Source organism: Paenibacillus tyrphae (assembly GCF_000722545.1).
Lineage (GTDB): Bacteria > Bacillota > Bacilli > Paenibacillales > NBRC-103111 > Paenibacillus_G > Paenibacillus_G tyrfis.
On sequence record NZ_JNVM01000006.1, the window covers coordinates 21,682 to 38,008 of the forward strand.

15 protein-coding genes are annotated in these 16,327 nt (G+C 45.6%); 3 read left to right on the plus strand and 12 right to left on the minus strand.

Annotated features, from left to right (window positions below; genetic code table 11):
* Positions 1 to 45: 45 nt before the first annotated feature.
* The 3 genes from ET33_RS07110 to ET33_RS37280 all read right to left on the minus strand — a co-directional run bounded on the left by ET33_RS07110 (position 46) and on the right by ET33_RS37280 (position 2,415).
* Entirely contained in the window at positions 46 to 840 is a 795-nt protein-coding gene (locus tag ET33_RS07110) for a stalk domain-containing protein (RefSeq protein ID WP_036678628.1), read from the minus strand.
* 125 nt (positions 841 to 965) lie between these two features.
* Entirely contained in the window at positions 966 to 2,177 is a 1,212-nt protein-coding gene (locus ET33_RS07115) for a hypothetical protein (protein ID WP_036678630.1), read from the minus strand.
* A 37-nt stretch (positions 2,178 to 2,214) separates the two neighbouring features.
* Positions 2,215 to 2,415 (minus strand): aspartyl-phosphate phosphatase Spo0E family protein, encoded by a 201-nt coding sequence (locus tag ET33_RS37280; RefSeq protein WP_081890232.1) that lies wholly within the window; start codon positions 2,413 to 2,415, stop codon positions 2,215 to 2,217.
* A gap of 164 nt (positions 2,416 to 2,579) precedes the next feature.
* On the opposite strand from ET33_RS37280, the gene ET33_RS07120 reads away from it, so the two are divergent.
* Together ET33_RS07120 and ET33_RS07125 are read left to right on the plus strand one after the other, a co-directional pair.
* Complete coding sequence (locus tag ET33_RS07120; protein WP_036678632.1) at positions 2,580 to 3,968, plus strand: hypothetical protein; 1,389 nt, start codon at positions 2,580 to 2,582, stop codon at positions 3,966 to 3,968.
* A gap of 361 nt (positions 3,969 to 4,329) precedes the next feature.
* A complete protein-coding gene (locus ET33_RS07125) occupies positions 4,330 to 5,337 on the plus strand; it encodes a helix-turn-helix transcriptional regulator (protein WP_235206656.1) in 1,008 nt (335 codons plus the stop codon).
* A gap of 158 nt (positions 5,338 to 5,495) precedes the next feature.
* Here the strand turns inward: ET33_RS07125 and ET33_RS07130 are convergent, their stop codons facing one another.
* From ET33_RS07130 to ET33_RS07160, 7 genes are all read right to left on the minus strand, one after another.
* Positions 5,496 to 6,257, minus strand: a complete 762-nt coding sequence (locus ET33_RS07130) for an ABC transporter ATP-binding protein (protein WP_036678638.1) — start codon at positions 6,255 to 6,257, stop codon at positions 5,496 to 5,498.
* 1 nt (position 6,258) lies between these two features.
* A complete protein-coding gene (locus ET33_RS07135; RefSeq protein ID WP_036678640.1) occupies positions 6,259 to 7,374 on the minus strand; it encodes a FecCD family ABC transporter permease in 1,116 nt (371 codons plus the stop codon).
* Positions 7,371 to 8,414 carry an ABC transporter substrate-binding protein gene (locus tag ET33_RS07140; protein ID WP_235206657.1) on the minus strand — a complete coding sequence of 348 codons (1,044 nt, stop codon included), beginning with the start codon at positions 8,412 to 8,414 and terminating at the stop codon, positions 7,371 to 7,373. Before ET33_RS07140 ends, ET33_RS07135 begins: the two co-directional genes overlap by 4 nt.
* Before the next feature lie 38 nt (positions 8,415 to 8,452).
* Positions 8,453 to 9,910 (minus strand): MFS transporter, encoded by a 1,458-nt coding sequence (locus ET33_RS07145; protein ID WP_036678643.1) that lies wholly within the window; start codon positions 9,908 to 9,910, stop codon positions 8,453 to 8,455.
* A 522-nt stretch (positions 9,911 to 10,432) separates the two neighbouring features.
* The gene (locus ET33_RS07150) at positions 10,433 to 11,341 is read right to left on the minus strand and encodes a polysaccharide deacetylase family protein (protein ID WP_051775161.1); all 909 of its coding nucleotides are present in this window, start codon (positions 11,339 to 11,341) and stop codon (positions 10,433 to 10,435) included.
* 64 nt (positions 11,342 to 11,405) lie between these two features.
* The gene (locus ET33_RS07155; protein WP_081890266.1) at positions 11,406 to 12,164 is read right to left on the minus strand and encodes a M15 family metallopeptidase; all 759 of its coding nucleotides are present in this window, start codon (positions 12,162 to 12,164) and stop codon (positions 11,406 to 11,408) included.
* 396 nt (positions 12,165 to 12,560) lie between these two features.
* Positions 12,561 to 13,250 (minus strand): M14 family metallopeptidase, encoded by a 690-nt coding sequence (locus ET33_RS07160; protein ID WP_036678646.1) that lies wholly within the window; start codon positions 13,248 to 13,250, stop codon positions 12,561 to 12,563.
* A gap of 243 nt (positions 13,251 to 13,493) precedes the next feature.
* Here ET33_RS07160 and ET33_RS07165 point away from each other — a divergent pair, with 243 nt between their 5' ends.
* A complete protein-coding gene (locus ET33_RS07165; protein WP_051775162.1) occupies positions 13,494 to 13,895 on the plus strand; it encodes a hypothetical protein in 402 nt (133 codons plus the stop codon).
* Between the two features lie 174 nt (positions 13,896 to 14,069).
* Here ET33_RS07165 and ET33_RS07170 read toward each other — a convergent pair whose 3' ends face one another.
* Both ET33_RS07170 and ET33_RS07175 read right to left on the minus strand, forming a co-directional pair.
* The gene (locus ET33_RS07170) at positions 14,070 to 14,756 is read right to left on the minus strand and encodes a hypothetical protein (RefSeq protein WP_036678649.1); all 687 of its coding nucleotides are present in this window, start codon (positions 14,754 to 14,756) and stop codon (positions 14,070 to 14,072) included.
* Between the two features lie 186 nt (positions 14,757 to 14,942).
* The gene (locus ET33_RS07175) at positions 14,943 to 16,058 is read right to left on the minus strand and encodes a DegT/DnrJ/EryC1/StrS family aminotransferase (protein ID WP_036678650.1); all 1,116 of its coding nucleotides are present in this window, start codon (positions 16,056 to 16,058) and stop codon (positions 14,943 to 14,945) included.
* Positions 16,059 to 16,327: the final 269 nt, after the last annotated feature.

The following is a 16,327-nucleotide window of genomic DNA, read 5'->3' on the forward strand; positions in this document are numbered from 1 at the left end:
AATTGAAAAAGGATCGCTCTCTAAATAGAGCGATCCAAGAAGACATCAACCTGAGATTATAGTATTTACCAATTGCAATACTTGACTGTTGCTAAGTTTCATGTATGATGCAATATTACTTACATCGATTTTCTTATCGCCAAGCTTTGATAGTTGATCTTCTGTAATCATTTTCGATTTTAAATGTATAATCGAGTCTTGCTCCTTTTGTTCCCGGGAAATTAACAAAGGATGATAAAGTGCACCCTCAACCTTTCCAAATGTTAAAGTAGCATATTTAAAATTAGTTGCATCGCCTTCTATTGTGTTTTCGTAAGTGGATATTCCTGTATCAAAGGTATGATTTATTGGTAATTGTCCAATAAGATTAGCTTTCTCATCAAATAGTCTTAAAGTGCCTCCAAGATCATTTTGAGGGATATCGTTCTTAATTTGGAAGGATCCTCTCGAATTGATTCCTTCCTTAGTAACTTTAATATTTCCATATGCCATATGGTTGTTTGTTATATACGGGAGTGCCGCTGAAGTTACATCATTAACGAGATATTCAGATGGAATGGGAGCGGGTTCTTGGCCATTCACTCCATAATTGATGATTACTCTTTTCTCTACAGAGTCGTATCCAATATTCATACTGCTATTCTCGGCAATGAACCTAATCGGAACGTAAGCATGGCCGTTATAGTTTAGACTTGTGTATTCTTCGGGAAGTTGCTTTTCTGCACTGTTAAAAATATATTTAACTGTAAAAAAGGACACCTCTAGAGAGTTGGATGCAAGTACTGAAGCCCCAAGGGATAAACTTGCGCCAACTATTGCACCCATAACAAATTTTTTCAAAAGAAATCACCCTTTCATCTGAACCTCAATGAATTAAACGAACTAAGTTAATCGAAAGTTGCGTGATTTTCCAAAAATATGCATCTCCCTCAATTCAAGGAAGATGCATATTTGATAATGAATGTTTAATTAAATCTTATGCTCACTTGGCTTTCGGTATAAGGAGTAATGAAATAAGGTAAAATCTTTGAGCCAGCAAGACTCCCATGTCCTAAACTTTGAACAGTGGGCACATTACTGTCCCAAACGCGATAGTAACCATTATTCCAATATACGGCTACTTTTGAAAAGTGAGCATAATTAAGTTGTGATCCGGAGCTTGTGTTTCCTTTATAATATTGTACAGATCTATCGCCTTCTTTTATAGGAGGACCATCCGGTTCATAAGCAATGGATGCTTGTTGATAGACTTTGACGTCAGAGCCAGCAGTGGAAAAGTTTCTATTAGGTGCCCACATACTAATATAAGATAAGATATACCAATTGCCATAAGAACCATTCCATACCTCTAACTCAACATTCTGTGCCTCCGTATATCTCCAAATTAGGTATAAACGTGGAGAAACGTTCTTATTTATTGCAACTGTGGGAGATTGATACCAACCATCAGCATCTTCGCCAGGCAATCTTCCGCCATCCCACCCAATTTCTCCAAGGTACATGCATGGATACCAGATAGTACCGCTCGGATCTTCGGTGACAAGACCAAGATCCGCACCCGATTGCGAGGTATATAAACCGCCGAAAACATATGCAGCTCTATCGTAAGTCTTATTTAGAGATACGGACGGAAGGTCAACAAAAGCCGTCCCCATTGAATAGCCTGCATTTGTTCGCAGTTCCCAGAGTGCGCCTGTATTAGTTCTATCATTTATTGCTGGATCTTGAGTTAAACTTTCTGGTTTGATCAATTCAGAAAGATTTTTAATGCCCCTTTCTTTTTGTAATCGTTCTAGTTGGATCTCATTGTTTGGTTTACCAAGTAATTCATTACGGGGCTTCAGAGTTTTGTATTCTGGATTTACGGCTATTTTATTTTGCTTCAGTTTCTCGGCATCGGTTTTTCTATCAAGAAATCCTGCAACAAGGCTTTTCACATCGCTGTCACTGACTTCCCCCGCATTGATGAGATTATGTATTATAGTTTTGTGAAAAGGCTCTAGTTTTTGGAGTTCTTCTTGCTTGACTCCTTTATCAGTAAGAAGCTTTTCCTGAGCCACTTGTTGAGTCTGGGACGGCAAAATGTCCTTGGAGTCACTAGCAAAACTTGATGGTGTCATTAGAGTAATTAACAGGAGAGCTGTCATAGGTGCTGCTATGACTTTTTTCTTCTTCATACAAAACCTCCTAAAATCTCTATAGAAATTCGAATTTTCATGAGGGCCTGTGTATGGGCGATATCCTAGTACTTCGAAATTTTCTTGCAAACTGATACCCTTGAGCGACAAAGATGTGCCGATCTAAACGTTGGCTTAAACAAATCACCTCCTCGTTTGAAAACGATCCTTTCTCCTCAACCAGCATTACGAGTTGCCGTCGCAACCTCTCGATCTTTCTTTTTAGTCTATTTTTCATTGTTTCAAATGGCTCACCTCCTTGTTCGGTTGTAGTATAAGACCACTTCACCGGAAATAAGGAAAAGAGATTTTTGGAGAATTTTAGGAAGATACCAAATTTGCATTTTATTCAATAATATGTAATATTTTTGGTAGCCTATATTTTCAATAAGGGTGGTTCTGATGGAACAATCTGCTGCCATTCGTTGTTTGCGTTCCGAAATCGATAAACAAATGAAAAAATGCGGCTTTTCCCTTACTAAATTGAGCAAGCTGACAGGGGGGCATCTCGGATATCTGAGCGAGACTTTAAACCGCAGACCTCCACGCCCCATGACGATAAACCTACTTGATAACCTTGCAAAAGCTTTTCATCAGCCCCCCGGATGGCTCTATGAATTATATCCTGGAGAATGCTTTTCGGATAAGAAGGTATCTCGTCCGCGAATAATTCCCTTCCTTATGCGCTGCGCGGAACTGGGGCGGTTTGATCTCATAGCTTCGACTGCTTCGAAATTACTTGAAAACCTCAAAAATATAGAAATACTCTTTTACGTAGCGGAACGCCTTTTTGAAAAAGGACAACAAAGCGAGTCCGCTCACTTCTACCGCCTTGTAGTCGAGAATGAAAGAGATAGCTTTCATGACCGATTCACTATAAGCCAATATCGTTTGTTCCGCGCTTCACTCGGGACGAATGCAGAGGAAAATAAAGAAGCGGTCGTTCGATTCGAGCTATATTACAATCGCTTAGCTGAAGATTTTCAATTGGATGCTTTGCTGCAGATAACCAATGTTTATTACACGTTGGAAAACTGGAAAAAAGTCGAAAGATATACCGATGAATTAAGAGAATTGGCAGGCAAAGTATATGAGGATCAGCTAAGAAAGCGTGATAATACAAAACCTATCGAGCCTTTAAAATCGGAGCGGCATTTAGTGGTACACTACGGGCAAGGATTTCTTTTAAAGGGGATTGCCCTAACCATGCAAGAGCAGTATGAAGAAGCAAAAAAATATGTTTCGGTATATACCGACCTTGGATGGTTTGAGCTTCTTGATGAGATCGGAAAAAAAGAGGTTGAGAGGTTTCGCGTTTGGGGAAAAGGAAATATGCTGATGTTAAATTTAATGACTGGAAATCAAAACATCCTCCCTGATTTCTCAGATTTTTTGGAAGAGAACCCTACTGATACCCTCCCGTACATGTTGGGCATGATGGAAGCAGCAAATAGAAATAATTTTTCAGTAGACGATGTAGTAAATCGCTTCTGTGAAAGAATCCCCCATCCGGATATCGTGACAACTCATATTAAAAGAAAACAATTATTCCGCTTTTGGTACGAGAAAGCCATTTACAATTTTAAAAATGGAAGAAGAAGTTGCGGCATCAAAGATCTCCTTTCCGCTTTACACTTAGCTGAAAAACTGCAATATTCTTCAGGACTAAGAAAAATGATTCTACTTATGTTGTATGAAGTCGACGGCACGAACGAACAACAAGGAATTCAAAAAATGCTGGAAGAAGTGCGGTGTGAAAATAAATACGGCTTCCCAAATGCACCATCGTGAACTTTCAAGAAATCGATGCAACTTGCTGGAAAGAAACATCCTGTTTCTTTTACGAAACTATAGATTTGATCTGGAAGCTCCTCCTCCCAGTTAAACGCTCTCCGGATCTAAACAACCACAACTATCACCTACCCCAGTACTTGCCTGTAGGGATATTAACTGTTGTAGGATACGTTTCACTTACTCGACCATTTACCGAAGCGTTTAGTGTGGCCCCCCATCCCTGTACAATAGCGCTCTAAATTCATGCAATCAGGATTATTTTCAAGTTATTTACCGACAAGAGGCTCGGTTTATTGAAAGTAAACCATGGGATAAAGTACACTGTAATCATCTACAGGTCAAGGAGGTGATGGGTGCAGTGGCTTTAAACGTTACAAAGATTCATGATTTATTTGATCAATTTACGAGAATGGTAGAGGGACAAGTTCAGCAAAAAGATCGTGAACAACGGCTTGCCATTCCATCGCATATAGGCAAGGGAAGCGTGACAAGAATACAGATTCGTCCGGGTATGGAGATCATGACGACGGATGTTACCTTCGAGCAAGATATGAAACTCCAGATCCAGGAATCCTGCCAGCTATTCGAATTGAGCTATTGCGTAAGCGGCGAAATCCATTGCGAGTGGAACGGTAAAAAAAGCCATACGATTGCGCAAACAGGCAATGTTCTCTTTCTTGAGGATGTTCGAGTCTGTGAAGAAAAAAAGGCGGGCATCCGAAATCAGCTTCTTGAAATAAGGTTTGCACCTGACGAGTTGCTGCGTTACGCCGAGGATTTAACGGAGAAGCGAAAAATGGAAACCTGGCTTAAGCATCACCGTGGAAATATCGATCAATACCCGATCACGCCGGCCATCCAAAGATGCGTCTCCGACATGATCCATTGCACGCATCTCGGAACAATGAAGAGGCTATATATGGAAAGCAAGGCGCTTGAATTTATAGCGCTTTTTGGTGAATCGGACGGATACGGCGCCGTTGGCGGAAGCATGATGCTTCGCCGTGATGATATTTCCAAGCTGCGGCATGCCCATGAGCTAGTGCAACAGTATTTCGAACAACCGTTGTCTATTCGTGAATTGTCCAAACGGGTGGGAATGAATGAATTCAAGCTGAAAAAAGGATTCCGCGAATTGTTTGGCATGACGATCTTCGAACTCGTGCGTCAACAAAGAATGGAAAAAGCTCTTTGGTATATGGAGGTAGCGCGTTTGAACGTTGGGGAAACCGCTGTTTCGGTCGGCTATAGTAACGTCAGCAATTTCACGACGAATTTTCGCAAGCATTACGGCTGCAACCCAAGCGATTATGTAAAACGTATCAGCCAACTGGATTTGGAGCAAAACCGGCACGGCTTGCTCTAGCAAGAAGCTCAAGTGGGAAAGACATATCATTGGGAACGAGCGTTAGAGCTGCATAGCGATAATACAAAATTGGCTTGACATGGAGCCTCTATGGGATATTGTCCTCCTCCATGTCAAGCCGCGACCAAGCATAACGCTGATAGATGTGCCTATTCCATTTACGTCAGATATGCGATTGCCAGATCCCCGTTAATCGGATTGGGGTAGACCTCGCAATCGATTTCGTAAACCTGCCGTATCAGCTCTCGGGTTAGAATCTCCTTTGGATTACCTGAGGCAATCATTTGTCCATGCTTGACCACGTAGAGAATATCGCAATACGCCAAAGCCATGGAAAGATCATGCAGAGCCGCAAGAACGCCGATATTTAACGATTTGACGACAGATAACATTTGCAGTTGGTATTTGATATCCAAATGGTTTGTCGGCTCGTCGAGAATTAAAAATTGGGGCTGCTGCGCTATCGCTCTAGCCAGAATCACGCGTTGCTTTTCACCGCCGGATAGCGTCAAATAACTTCTGTCCGCATACTCAGCCAAGCCAACCTTTTCCAACGCATCGGCTACAATTTGATAATCCCACTGATTATCCGATTCCATCAGATGCTTATGCGGCGTCCTCCCCATCATCACCATCTCGTGAACCGTAAAATCAAAGCTCATTTCATTGAATTGACCGACAACGCCCATATCCTTCGAGATCGCGCGCGCCGGCGATTTCAAAACATCCTTCTCCCCTAAAAAGACAAGGCCCTTTTGCGGTTTAATGACTTTATAAATACTTTTCAATAAAGTAGACTTTCCGCACCCGTTGGGTCCGATAATTCCGACAAACTGTTTACTCTCCACTTTAATGCTGATGTCTTTTACAATATCCGCTCCCGATAGGGTGACGGATATGTGATCGGCTGTCAGATTCAAATTACTTTCCCCCAAATCCGTAGCTTTTTTTGACTAACATATACATAAATACCGGCGCGCCCAGAAGGGACGTGACGATTCCAATCGGCAATTCTCCATTCGGAATGATGGTTCGGGCAAACACATCCGTCCATATCATGAATAGGGAGCCGAAAAGAATAGCGACAGGAACAAGCCGCTTATGGTTGGAGCCAACAACACTTCGCACCATATGAGGAACAATGAGTCCCACAAACCCGATAATTCCGCAAGTGGAGACAAGAACGCCGGTGACGACCGATGAGATCACCATATACACCCGTCTGTATCCATTTAGATGAATCCCCAAGGTGACCGCTGCCTCCTCTCCCATCAGCATGGTATTCATCACTCTGAATTGAAGCAGGAAAAATAGCGCCGCTGTCAGGACCACTGCCGAAATGAGGGGAAGCGTGTCCCATCCGGCAGAGGCCAAGCTCCCCATAGTCCAAAAAGATACCGAACGAATGCCGTCCGAGTTTTTCGCAAAGTAAATAATAAAGTTGGAAAAAGCGCCGCAAAGCGCGTTAATGACCGTTCCGGCTAAAATCAGCTTCACAGAGGATGTTTTCCCCCCGATACTGGCAAGGCCCAAAACAAGCGCCGCTGCGGCCAACGCGCCGAGAAAAGCCCATGAGGCAACTCCCAACTCCCCGAAAATGCCTCCTATGCCAAAGCCGAGCATAATCGAAAACGTTGCGCCTAACGAAGCGCCGGAAGAAATCCCGAGGATAAAAGGATCAGCCAAAGGATTTTGTACGGATGCCTGCATGACGGTTCCGCAAAGCGCCAATCCCGCGCCTGCTACCATCGCCAGCAGTACTCTCGGGAAGCGGATTTGCCAGATCACATCCATAAACATTCCGCTTGCGTCCCCCGTGATGCGGTCGGTTTGTATCCCGGTGATTTGATGCACCAAAATCCAAAATGATTGTCCAAATGGAATGGATACTTGTCCGATGGATACCGAAACGACAACGGATAAACCAACAGCAACAAGCAGCGTGAATACAATTGCCGGGAATATGGAGCGCTTTTTTATTCTGCTTTCCATATCGGGCGAATCGTTTTTGAGCTCTCTCCTTTGTGCTGTTGTCATGTCTGTTCTCCTTTAAATAACTCGGGATGAATAAACCTGGCAACATCCTCGTACAAATCGGCAAGGCCAAGACTGCCGCGAATGGCATTCGTATAGTCCGCGACCATGACTTGTTTATTTTTGACGGCCGTAACATTCCGCAAGACCGGGTTGAGAAGCAATTTATTTTTTGCCGCTTCGCTGTCGGATTTTTGAAATTCGGTGATCACGAGCTTATCGGGATTTACAGAAAGAATGGACTCCGCAGACATCTCTACATAAGTATCCTTGGATACTTTTATATACTCGCCGCCTGCGCCTTCGATCATTTCATCAATCACGCAAAGCGTAGGACCATAGTAATAATAGGTATCGTTTTGACCGCCGGCAAACAACAGAACTCTAGGTTTATCTGTGGCCTGTGTAGCTTTTTTCCGGATGGATTCGATTCGCGATTTCTGGTCTTTAACGAAGATATTCGTTTTTTCTTCGATATTCAACGCTGTCCCTAACTTCTCGATATCTTCGAAGAAGCTGTCGATGGTGCGGCCCACGGTATAATTGATCCCTGTAACGACGGCGATTCCTCTCTTATTCCAAAACGAAATATCGCCCAATCGTTCGTTCGTAAATGCGGAAGACATGGAGACGATCAAATCCGGCTGCAACGCCAAAATCGACTCCTTCGAAGGCCACATATCGGTAAGCAGCGGAAGTTGTTTGATTTGTTTTTCATAGCTCGAGTATGACTTGTCCAGGTAAGCCAGCCCGGCAATCCGTTTCTCTTCTCCGAAGTGAATCATCAGCTCCGCCAGCCCTTGTCCGATAACAACAACCCGCTGCGGCTCTTTTTCAATCGTTTGCTGTATTTTCTTCCCTTCATTGTTATAAATATACAGCGTTAAAGGATAATGACTTTTCTCAATTGAATTGCTCTGAACCGCTTCGGAACGATTCCGATTCGAAGCGGCAGGCTCCGCTGTTTTTTGAGAGCAGGCAGCCAGTACGGTCAAGCAAAAAACGATTGTCAAGATAACAGACACTTGCTTCTTCATAAACATCTATTCTTCCTCCTGGTATATATAACAACTTGGCGCTTCTAAGCATGTTCTTGTCGAGCACGCAAGAAACAAAGGCAAACAAATGCAGCCAAAGCAAATCCTGCGCATGCGGCCAGAGAGGCGGAAAACGCCCTGACATAATCCGACAGGACCGCATCGTTCAATGGCTGCCGTAGCTCGGCAGAAAACAAAATACTGATCAATGCTACTCCTAACGAATTAGCCAAATACATCACCGTATTAAATAAGCCTGAACCTGTCCCCGCATCCTTCGCCGGGATGGTCCCCAGGACGACGTGCGTGAGAGGCGTTGTGACCAATCCGAGTCCCAACCCATAGACAAGCAAAAGCGCAATGTATTGCATATGCAGCAGATGTATCGCATCCCTATGCAGCAACATGATGAATACAATGCAGCAGCTCCCCGTAACCAACGCGCCTATTTTCAGCACAATCGTCCCCCATCTGCTGACAATTCGGGAGGATAGGAGAGAAGTCAGGAAAAAACCGCCGCCCAGAGGCAGAAAAGCGAGGCTCGTCGCTTGCGCATCGAAATGCAGGCCGAGCTGCAAATAATAAGTTAAGAGGAAAAAGAACGAGAACATGCTGAGATAGATCAAAATAACGGAAGCCATCCCCACTGCGAATACCGGTTGTTTGAAAATGGTCAAATCGATCAGCGGGGCACCGTTCCGCTTTTGCTTTCGAATTTCGACTGCAATAAAAGCAAGCAGCAGCAGCAGCGACAGGATCAGACAGCCCCATATCCAATGCGGCCATCCCTGTTTTTGCCCCTCGGACAATGGATAAACAAGCAAAAACAGCCCGCTCATGATGAAGAAGGTACCTATCCAATCGATACTCTGCGTCCGATTGCCGCGCGATTCCGGCAAAATCGGCAAACACAGAAGCACAAGAATACCGAAGGGAACATTGAAAAAAAATACGGTTCGCCACCCCAGCTCAAACACGTTCCAATTGACAAGAATGCCTCCCAGAATGAGACCGAAGGCGAATCCGAACCCGAGCAATGCGCCGTAAATACTGAAAACAAGCCCTTTTTCCCGCGGCATAAAATTAACCTGCATCATGGATAGCACCTGGGGTTGAATGAGCGCCGCAGCAAGCCCTTGTACAATCCGAATGACAATGAGCAGAGTTGGATTCGAAGTCAAGCCTCCTAGCAAGGCCATGAGCGTGAATCCGCTCACCCCGATGAGCAGCAGCCGTTTTCTGCCGTAGATATCGCCAAGCTTCCCGCTGACAATGAGCGCTACAGCCAAACTGAGAGAAAAGCAGGTGACAATAAGCTGGGCATCGGAAAAACCGGCGTTCAAACTGCTCTGGATTAATGGAAGCGCGACCTGGATCATATAGGTATTTAATGAATTAAGCAATATTGGGAGAAGAATGACTCCCAGCGCATACCAGCGGCGCGGATCGGCCTGCTGCTCCGGTTTTTCCGTTAATGATGAAGCTAGTGGATGATTGGCCATTCACATCTCCTCCTCGAACTCTACGTTTACCCCTATCCGTTTCATAAGCTTCCAAAATGAATGGAATCTAATTGCAGATATAGGCGATTCAACATCCCGTGTTCTTTCAAAAAATCACTCCCCTATCCATAGGTCTCCCCCGGTTGTCGGATATGCATTAACCGGAATTTCATTGATAACTATTATCAATGAAAATAATTATCAATGAATTTAGTGTTTTTCTCTACCTGCTGCGGGAGCTTCTCTCCTTATTGAGGGAGCAAAAAAACTTCAAGCATACATTCCAATCTTTCGTTTCCAAAAGTAACTATTTTAGAATCTGTGGACAGTCTCAGAAGTGAATCGTTGATTTTACCAAGGAACGGTTTTTTGTTCTCTTCGATATAAAAAAAGGGTGTCCCTTAGCCATTTTTATGGCTTTTGGGACACCCTCTGTTTGCTCTGTTACGAGAATGGTTTATTTCCAAAACTTTTTCATGTCCAAGCGGCCCTACCCTGCCCTACAAATAAGATGCCCTCCTGTTATTCCGACATGCGCTGACTTGTAATATAATTCTTTAAAGTAATTTTTAATTTTCCAATCAAGGTTGTTTCGTCATTCAGTTTGTGAAGAAGCTTCTCTGGCGTTACGTCTGCAGATCCTGCATTGATCCGTTTCACAAGCTTGGTTCCGGGAGCGTTTAAACCGTCCATCCCCGTAAAGAAATATTGAATCCCCACCGTATTTCCGAGCTCAAGAAGCTTCTCGTTGTACCTTCCATGCGGCAAGCAAAACAACTTGTCATGCGCTCCCAACCTGCTCTGTATGATCTGATCCGCCTGCACAAGATCGGCTTTGACTCGCTGCTCGTATTCCTCTTCGGTTTCCATTCGGTTCATATTTTTCAAATAAATCGGATTGGTCAGCGGATCAACGGGCTTGCCGGTAAGATCTGCTGCAAAATCATGCGCATTATAGGTATGGGAATAAAAGCTAAACCCATCGTTCTTCATTTCCTGAATTTCGTTCCAATTCAAAAAAGGGGTGCCCGGATTTGTACCCAAATAATTTACAATAATGAAATTAGTCGCTACCATGTTCTGCTCTTTCAATATCGGATAAGCATACCGGTAAAATGATTCGTAACCGTCATCGAAGGTGATCACTACCGCATTCGAAGGCAGCGCACGCCGACCATCCATAAATTCGATAAAATCCTCCATCGAAATAACGTTATAATGGTTTGCTTTTAATGCTTGCAGATGCTGTTTGAAAGCTTCAGGAGTAATCGTATAGGCCGAAGCTTCGGGATCGATGTGATGATACGTAAGCACAGCTACCTGATTGCTGAAGTGGGTTCCCTTACTGCTTTTTAACCCGTCATTAATAAAAGCACAAGTGAACATGATAACTAAAAAGATCATTCCAATCCATTTAAAAGACAGCCGCATCGTTGTTATTTCTCCGTTCCTGGTTGATCATTCAAATTCAAGCAGTGACTTGACACGTTGTTCATTATTCTTGCTTCAAATACTCCTCCAACGTCAGTCCTTTCGACGCGATCTCTTTGGACACCTTCGTTCCAACATAACGGATATGCCATGGTTCATACTGATACCCGGTGATCGATTCCTTTCCTTTCGGATAACGGATGATGTATCCGTAGGCTGGCGCATTCGCTGCGAGCCAAGCCGCTTCTTTGGTATCGGCGAAGCAATCTTGCGCGGCACATTTGCCGTCGCTGCCGGAAAGGTCAATGGCCAGCCCCGTTTCATGTTCGCTGGTTCCGGGCGCGGCACTGTAGGTTATGGCATTGGCTTTACCGCTTTGTTCCGCGTAATGAGCAAACAGCACTTTCTGCGTCGTGAATGACCGGTAAGCAGAAACGCCTGCCAGCCTTATGCCGTCCTGTTTTGCTGCGGCGAACAACGCTTCCAGCGCGTGCGCGGCCTCTTGCCGCATTTCGCGTTTTTCTATTTTTTCTTTGAACAGAAAAGGAACATCGGGAAAAACCATATCTTTCGGCTTGTAATCTGCCGGGAGTGCAAAGTGTTTATTAACAAGCACGGTTGTGCTATCGGGGTCCTTGACCGTTTGAACTCCTGCGGCATCGGATTTCATCTGTGTCGCTGTTCCGGGAACCGGACTGTCGATGGACGCGTCCGTGTCCGGAGAGGAGGCTGATGGTGTCAGGATGGGTTCGGCTGTGTTTTTTGTGCATCCTCCTAAAAGAACCGTGACCGCCATAAAAAGGGAAACTATTGTTTTGTTCATCGTACCCCCTGCTTTACTGAAAATGATCAACGAAGCGTAGCCCGGATACACATAAGGCGATTTCGGTGCCTTGATTTTCCCTATGGGTTGGGCATCGATCTTCACACCTTTGGCCTCCTATCGAAATAGGTACACTCATTTCAACATAATAACGAACAAAGCTTAATTTCGTATTAAAATACGATGATCCAGATCATGCCACTCGATTATATGCCCCGCATCCAGCACGGTTGCCACCCATTTGAGATGCACACGGCCGATCAATTGCGGTTCTATCAGGCTGTCCTGCCTAGTTCGTTCATCAGTACTGCCGGACGAAGAATACATCGTAATTATTACTATATACCTCATGGCAGCTAAAAGCAAAAATAAGATGTCATCTTGTCGCAGCCTCGGTCATGCTTTCGTGTTAATCAGATTAGCTTCAGCTAAAATGTCATTTAGAATTTTCATTTGAAAGCTTACCCGGGTGGACATAGGCAGGCTCCAGCATGTCTCTACGGTAACTGCATTTGCTTTCAATAAGTGATATGCGGCGTGGCGTCCCGAGCCCAGTAAATTCTGCAAGCGCACCGTAAACCGTCTTGATTTTTGAACAATAGGGCGGTTCAAATGTGCAACAATTCGTTTTATTGCAGGTATTGCCGCACTTTTGGGATCAGCTATCAAGGTCTGCCCCAGCCTTTGCGGGTTTATATTAGATAAGCCGTTGGCTTCATGCAGATCGACATACCACGATGGTCGGTACTGCTTCGCTAATTGAAATAACTCCACTGACAGACGGTGGCTCGCCTTATCTTTATCGCTTCGTGGAAACGTCCGGTTCAAATCGGGATTCCCCCTGATGCGCAGCTTATAAGCCTGTCGATTGACAAGCGGCACAACGATCAATGTCCCTTTTTCGATCCGGAGCCTGTTTTTCTCCAGCAAGCCTACAAGTCTTTCGGCCGCGAGAATGCTTGCAATTTCATTCCCGTGCACTCCAGCAGTTATCATCATTGTCTTTCCTTTTGATTTTCCATGAATGACGAAATAAGAGGTTTCAAACCTAGTGCCCTTCGCCAACAGGTGCTTTTTCATCTCCATGCCGCTACCACCTCCCGGATATTTTAAAATACGATTCAACTTACATTTTGGGAATAGACATTCATCCAATCCACAGCGATCCGAGCGTGTCTAAATTTTATTCATTTGGAAAGGAAATCGGGTCTCACGTTTCTGGTGCTCGGTTATATCTGCTTCAATATAGGTGCAGCCCCGCTCCCAAGCCTGTCCAGCGACCTTGTCATCGGCTCAGCCCCGCCGGAAAAGGCGGGATCGGCGGCAGCCATGCTGCAAACCAGCGGTGAATTCGCCTTTGCGCTGGGCATCGCAGTATTGGGTAGCATCGGCACAGTCGTTTACCGCAACCAGGTGGCGAACTCTATTCCCGCCGACTTGCCGGCGTCTGCGGTACAAGCTTCCCAAGACAGCTTGGCCGGTGCAACGGCTATTGCGGAAGGACTCACCCAACAAGTCGGCAAGGCACTGCTCACTGGCGCACGCGAAGCCTTTACCGTCGGGCTGCACGCTGTTGCGGCCGCCAGTGGCGCTATCATGCTCGCTATCATCGTCCTTGTTGTTACGCAGCTTCGGCACGTACGACCAATCGGAAAGGCCCAGTCTAACCAAGCCGACAGTATTCCGGAAGTTGTACCCGGCGTGCCAAAGAATCAAAAACAAACCTCTTGAAAAATAAAGGTCTACATAATCTTGGCAGAATCATCAACAAAGCCGACCAGAACTGGAACAATACAGTATTGGTCGGCTTTTTTCTGTATATCAACTATCGTTCCTCATCCTCATTCGATCGTATAAGGCGTCTAATCGCCTGATCTACTTTCTCCGCATGACTGCCTTTTTGGTTTACCTCGTTTGTTCTTCCCAAATAATATTAATGGCTGCCGTACCGCCGGACTGAAAATTAAACTTGACTCCATAACTGTCACCCGGTTTAATAATAATCGCTGAAGAGAAGTCAAAGACACTTGTCGTATTCGCCGGAAATGCTCTTGTGGCCAAAAGGGTCCCGCCTGTTAAATCGATGCCTGTTCCTCCGGCGGATTGAAAGGTGGCGACGGAGGTATTGCCAAAATTGTTATTCAAATTATAGATCGTGTTGGCCGTCAACGTGCCCGCTATGGTGCCATTTCGAATATCCCGCTGATTGGTTACATCTTTTAAAGTGGCCAACGTGACTAAGGATATGGCTAAATTAAAGGTTGATCCCGCAGGATTAGACAGGACGGCAACAATGTTTTGATTGTTACCCGCAGTTAAAAAGTCGGTCGTAGAACCGAATACTTTTCCAGTGACGGTTGTCACCGAACGCAAGTCATTCATATTGGATACGCTAACCGGTTGACTAGGGGGATTCGTGATCGTGGAAGGAAGCGGTTGCCTCGGGCCGGCAATGATATTGTAGTTTAAATATGATCTCATAAGTTCTTCATCGCCGGTTCCGGCAATATCTCGCAGAAGATTCAGTTCTTGTTGTTGGGATTCAATATTATTCCGTCTTGCGGCAAGTAATTGCTCAAAAAATTCCCTCATGAATTAATCCCTCTTTTTTGATTAAGTTTAAATTGCTTATGTAAAAATGTATTCACTGCATTTCTATTTATTTCACCTCTAAAGTTGTTCCGGCTGGAAAAGCGAGTCGAATGGAGAAAATGAAGAGAGTCCCCGCCAGTCGTGGTGAACGGGTCAGGGACTCTTTTGCCGCAACGGCTCGCCGAATCAAAGACTTGAAACGATATTTACCAGCGTAGAACTAATATATCTCACATCGGCTTCGGTTAATGTGCCGTAGCTCGGGAGATTGATGCCTTGAGCGCCAATCCGGCCCGCCACCGGAAACTCCGACGCGGCTTGGAGCTTCTCATAGGGGGGCAGCACGTGCATCGGATAAAAGAACGGACGGCTCTCAATCCCGCAGAGCTGCAGCCGACGGATGACTTCGTCACGCTGGGCTTCCGAGCCTTCGCGCAGCACGACGCTGAACAGCCAATAGACGTTCTTCGCCCCATCCTGCTGGACAGGCAGTGCAAGAGCACTGCAATCCCGCAAATACTTGGTATAGTGGCTTGCGATCCGCAGTCTCTGCGCGATATGCCACTCCGCGTTCTGCAATTGAGCACAGCCGATGGCCGCTTGAATGTTGGTCATCCGGTAATTGTAACCGACGACGGTGTGGAAATAACGGCGTTCCGGGTCCATCCCCTGTCCCCGAAGCAGCCGGGCCCGGTCTGCAAGCGCATCGTCGTTCGTTGTCAATACCCCGCCTTCGCCCGTCGTAATGATCTTATTGCCGAACAAGCTGAAGATCGCACTGTCTCCCAGTCCCCCGGTGCGCTGTCCCTTATACTCGGCCCCCAACGCTTCTGCCGCATCTTCTATGACGAATAAGCCGTACTGCTGTGCAAGCTGCCGAATCGGGTCCATGTCAGCAGGATGCCCGTAGAGGTGGACCGCGACGATGCCTTTCGTTCTCGGCGTAATCCGCTCTTCGATCCGCTTCGGATCGATGTTCCAGGTCTCCGGCTCCGAATCGACGAACACCGGCTTCGCTCCGCAATAAGTGACGGCATTGGCCGTGGCAACGAACGTTAACGTAGGGACGATTATCTCGTCTCCCGGCCCCGCGCCGTGCGCGAGCAAAGCCAGATGCAGCGCCGTCGTTCCGTTGCTGCAGGCGATGGCGTGCTTCACCTGACAGAAGGCGGCGAATTCTTCTTCGAAACGTTTGATATATGATCCGTTAGAGGAGATCCACGTCGAATCCAGACAATCCATCACGTATTTCTTCTCATTGCCGTTCAAGACAGGCAGCGCAACAGGATAAAATTTATCCACATTGATTTCCTCCTTCAATGACGGTATCGTGCTCAACCACGGCATATCCATTTGTTCATCATATGGCATTCTTCTTCGGAACGCCTGTACGGAAACCTATGGGAAGCGGCAGGAAGAAACGGTTTTCGTAGAGGAGGGCAAGAGTTGAGATCCATAAATCCGCAGTTATCTTTAAGGCATGTAGCATGGCGGTTTCTATCGTCAACTCCTATGACTTAGTATGTTAGAAGAAAAGGAGTGATTTTCCATAGGCGTCCGCTCTGCCAGAA